The 4,158-nt window shown below is 71.7% G+C and carries 4 protein-coding genes and 1 pseudogene; 2 read left to right on the top strand and 3 right to left on the bottom strand.

Going from position 1 to position 4,158, the window contains the following annotated elements; genetic code table 11:
- Positions 1-272 (top strand): annotated as a pseudogene (locus FV229_RS25665) (L-seryl-tRNA(Sec) selenium transferase); the annotation flags it as partial.
- A gap of 145 nt (positions 273-417) precedes the next feature.
- Complete coding sequence (locus FV229_RS25660) at positions 418-903, top strand: MarR family transcriptional regulator (protein ID WP_281406756.1); 486 nt, start codon at positions 418-420, stop codon at positions 901-903.
- A gap of 12 nt (positions 904-915) precedes the next feature.
- On the opposite strand, the gene FV229_RS25655 is transcribed toward FV229_RS25660, so the two are convergent.
- The 3 genes from FV229_RS25655 to FV229_RS25645 form a co-directional block, all read right to left on the bottom strand.
- Positions 916-1,437 carry an SRPBCC family protein gene (locus FV229_RS25655; protein WP_147754633.1) on the bottom strand — a complete coding sequence of 174 codons (522 nt, stop codon included), beginning with the start codon at positions 1,435-1,437 and terminating at the stop codon, positions 916-918.
- Between the two features lie 61 nt (positions 1,438-1,498).
- Complete coding sequence (locus FV229_RS25650; RefSeq protein ID WP_147754632.1) at positions 1,499-2,827, bottom strand: alpha-amylase family glycosyl hydrolase; 1,329 nt, start codon at positions 2,825-2,827, stop codon at positions 1,499-1,501.
- 61 nt (positions 2,828-2,888) lie between these two features.
- On the bottom strand, positions 2,889-4,158 hold a 1,270-nt coding region (locus tag FV229_RS25645), incomplete at its 5' end, for a pentapeptide repeat-containing protein (RefSeq protein WP_147754631.1).

Here is a 4,158-nt window from a genome sequence, read left to right as displayed (position 1 = left end):
GGGCGGAGGTGGCCGGCGCCGCCTGCAGCAGCCAGCTCGGCTCGGGCGCGCTGCCGGTCGAGACCCTGCCGAGCGCCTGCCTCGTGCTCACCCAGGCCGCCGGCGACGGGGCGCGTCGCGGCGGCGCCTGGCCGAAGCGCATGGCGGCGGCCTTGCGCGCCCTGCCGGTTCCGGTGATCGGCCGCATCGCCGACGGCGCGGTACACCTCGACCTGCGCACGCTCGAGGACGAGCCGGGGCTGCTCGCGAGCCTCGACGGTCTCGGCGCCTGATACGGTAAGCTGCTCTGCGTGACGCGCTTTTCGACCGAAAGTCGTCACCGCCCTCTCAACGACCGGAGATATCGTGCTATGCCGGGCGATCGGGGCAACGGGGGAACGCGACGGATTTCCGTGCGTGGCGATGTGGACGACTGAGATGGCGTGCATGACGGAGGAGTTGCGGGAGCCGCCCGGGGCGGAGTTCGACCGGACCAGGGATCCCCTGCTCCTCGACAACCAGCTCTGCTACGCCCTCTACGCGGCCGCGCACCGGATGACGAAGTCCTACCGTCCGCTCCTCGAACGGATCGGTCTGACCTACCCGCAATACCTCGTGCTGATGGTCCTGTGGGAGGCCGACGGCGTCACCGTCTCCGAGATCGGCCGGCGCCTCCGCCTCGATTCCGGCACGCTGACGCCGGTGCTGAAGCGCCTGGAGACGGCCGGCCTGCTGCAGCGCAACCGCCGCCGGACCGACGAGCGCGAGGTCGAGATCGCCCTGACCGAGAAGGGTCGCGCCCTGCGTGCCGACGCGGCGGAGGTGCGCCAGAGCGTGATGTGCCAGCTCGACCTGACGGAGCCCGAGGTGCAGGCGATGCGGATCGACCTGAACCACCTGATCGACAGCCTGTCGAAGGACTGATCCTAGGGACGCCTAAGGCGCGGCTTCCCTGGCGATGCCGGCGAGCCCGGCCTCGTAGACCCCGGCGATGTCGGCGACCGCCTCCTCCTCGGTCATCCCCTCGGCCTCGAAGTGCGCGGTCCAGGTGATGGTCGCGCCCTTTCCGGCGCCCTCGCCGATCGGCGCCACCGAGAGCGTCGCGGCGTAATCCTTCACCGGCAGCGGCCCCGAGACCAGGCGGTAGGAATAGCTCATCGCCGCCTCGTCCCGCGCCGTCTCGGTCTCGATCAGCGTGCCGAGCCCGCCCGCCGCCACCAGCGCGCGCACCGGCGCGCCGCTTTCCGACGACAGCGTGCAGCGCTTCACCTGTGGATGCCAACGCGCGATGTCGCAGAATCCGCCGACCAGCGACCAGACCGCCGCGGGCGGCGCGGCGACGACGCGCGAGCGGGTCACCTCCAGCGCGAACGCCTCGGATGGGACGGCGGCGCCGATGGCTGTCGCGAGGAGCAGGCCTGGCAACGGCCTGCGGTGGACGCGTCTTCCCGGTCTCATTGGCATGGTCCGCTTCGAACGCCCCGTCCCCAACTCCGACATAGGTCGAAAGCCGCCGCGATCACGCCTCCGCCGCGAGGATCGCCCAGCCGTGCGGCGGAAGGCGGATGCGGCCGGCGGGCGCAGAGAGGAGGTCGGCCTGACCGGCTTCCAGCCCGCGCGCACCGGGCGCCGGCTGCTCGGTGGGCTCGTCCGACAGGTTGAGGGCGAGGAGGAGCCGGTGCCCGTCGCCGCGGGTCTCCAGCGTCATGGCGGTGTTGGTCAGGTGCAGCGTCCGCGTTCGCGCCGTATGGAGCCAGGGGTTCCGGCGCCGCAGGGCGACGAGGTCCTGATGCAGCCTGTAGGTCGGCCAGCCCTCTGGGGCGAGGTCGTCGGGCGACGGCGGAAATGCGGGGCGGATCGCGTCGTCGCCGCCTTCGCGCTCCTCCTTGAGGCCGCGGAAGGCCTGCTCGTCGCCGGCATAGATCGAGGGCGCGCCGCCGACCGTGAACAGCACGGCCAGAGCGTGCGGCAGGTGCCGGATGTCGGCGAGCCGGCTGGCGATCCGGGTCACGTCGTGGTTTCCGACGAAGGTCATCGGCACGAAGGCGTCGAGGAATGAATCGTGCCGCTTCAGGGCGTGGGCGAGCTCGAACAGGTTGCGGTCGTTCAGTCCGGACCAGATCGCCTTCCACAGCTCGTACTGCGTCACCGAATCCACGCCCGTCTCGGCGACGATGCCGGCGTAGTCGCCATGGATCACCTCGCCGACGAAGTAGGCCTCGGGATGTGCGGCGCGGACCCGCGGCAGGACGCGGGTCCAGAACGCCCGCGGCACGGCGTAGGCGGCGTCGAGCCGCCAGCCGTCGGCGCCTCGGGCGAGCCAGTGGTTCATCACCGCCACGACGTGGTCGGCGACCTCGGGATGGTCGTGGTTCAGCGTGACGAGGGCGCGGTGGCCCTCGAAGCAGCGGTGGTCCGGCACGTCGCCGGGGTTCGTCCCCTCCGGCCAGGTCAGGGGGAACCACCCGGCCTGCGCCGCCGACGGCCCCTCGTCGAGCACCGCGCGGAAGGCGGCGAAGTCCTGCCCGACATGGTTGAACACGCCGTCGAGCAGGACCTTGAGGCCGCGGGCATGGGCGGCCGCGACCAGGCGGTCGAAGTCGGAATCGTCGCCGAGGCGCGGATCGATGCGCAGGTAATCGATCGTGTCGTAGCCGTGGGTGGAGGACGCGAAGATCGGCCCGAGCGCCAGCCCGGTCGCGCCGAGGTCGGCGGCGTAGTCGATCCAGGCGGCGACGTGGTCCAGGCGATGCGCGGTCGCCATGCCGCGCCGGAGGGTCTGCTCCGCCCCGACGAAGCCGAGGGGGTAGACCTGCCACCACACGGTGTCGCGTATCCAATCGGGCATGTTCGTCGTCGATCCTCGGCCGTCGCGGGCTTGCCCGACAGATAGGGCGGCCCCGCGGAAATCAGCGGCGGAGCCGGTTGCCGAGAACGAAGCCGTACAGCCCCATCAGGATGATTCCGGCCGCCCCCTCGATGCCGACGAGCAGGTTGGTGAAGCGGCCGATCGGCTTCACGCCGATCTCCGGCGGGTTCGCCGTCATCATGTTGAGCGCGCTGTAGCTCAGCCAGTCGACGGCGTTGCGGGTCGGCTCGCTGGATCCGTCCGGGATCAGGCCGCCGGCGAGGCCGAACAGGGCGGCGAAGGCGACGATGAGGATGGCGAAGGCGCGGGCGATCCGCGACAGGCTCTCGCCGTAGTCGCACAGCCACTCGACGAAGCGGTCCGAGGTCCAGCGGTAGCCATGGCGGAAGACGGCACGCCCGTCGCGGGCGGTCCAGGCCGCGCGGGTCTTCTGGCCTGCTTCAAGCCGGCCCATGCGGCGGCCGCGCTTGTACGCCCAGCTCGCCTCGTCGTGGCTGCCGATGCTCTTCAGGTTCTGCTCCAGGGCGAGGTAGCTCGCCTGCGCGCCGGCGTAGTCGCCAGCCGCCTCCTCGCCGACCATGCCGTCGAGCTGCTCGATCCGCATCCGCGTGCCGTTGAGCCAAGCGCCGGCGAAGCGCGCGTGGCGCAGCTTGCAGGTGACGAAGTTCAGCCGCACCAAGCTGGTGTCGGACAGGTCGGCGCCGGAGAGGTCGGCGCCGTCGAGCTTGACGTTGGAGAGGTTCGCACCGCGTAGGCGCGAGCCCACGAGGCGGGCCTTGGTCAGGCTCGCGCCCTCGAAGTCGGCATGCGTCAGGTTCACGTCCGAGAGGTCGGCCTCGTCGAGGCGCGCCCGCTTGAAGCTGGTGTCGTCCGCATCCGCGCCGGTGAAGTCGGCGCCCCACAGGTCGGCGCCGGAGAAGTCCGCGCCGTCCAACAGCGCCTTCGGGAACCTCGCGAAGCGCAGGGCCGCGTCGTCGAAGCGCGCATCCTCCAGCATCGCCTCGCGGAAGCTCGCCTGGCCGGCGACGATGCCGCGGAAATCCGTGCCGCTGAGATCGGCCTCGCCGAGGTCGGCCTCCTCCAGGATCGCATACGAGAAGTCGGCCGAGCGTCCGACCGCCCCCGACAGCGTCGCCCGCCGCAGGTTGGCGTGCGAGAGGTTCGCGCCCTCCATCCGCGCCCGGTCGAGGTTCGCGTCGGCGAGGTTGAGGCCGCCGCATTCGGCGTCCCACCAGGCCGGCGGGGGCAGCGCGGCGTCGATCCGGCGGGCGAGCGCCGCGCCGCCGGCGTCGAGGCGCACGAGGTCGAGC

The organism is Methylobacterium sp. WL120, assembly GCF_008039465.1.
Taxonomy (GTDB): Bacteria; Pseudomonadota; Alphaproteobacteria; order Rhizobiales; family Beijerinckiaceae; genus Methylobacterium; species Methylobacterium cerastii.
The sequence above is the reverse complement of the archived record's forward strand: the minus strand, read 5'-3'. Positions and strand labels throughout refer to the sequence as shown.

Excerpts from the sequence above, each read along its gene's own strand:
- FV229_RS25660 (WP_281406756.1), top strand. The coding sequence starts at position 418 with ATGGCGTGCATGACGGAGGAGTTGCGGGAGCCGCCCGGGGCGGAGTTC.
- FV229_RS25655 (WP_147754633.1), bottom strand. The coding sequence starts at position 1,437 with ATGAGACCGGGAAGACGCGTCCACCGCAGGCCGTTGCCAGGCCTGCTC.
- FV229_RS25650 (WP_147754632.1), bottom strand. The coding sequence starts at position 2,827 with ATGCCCGATTGGATACGCGACACCGTGTGGTGGCAGGTCTACCCCCTC.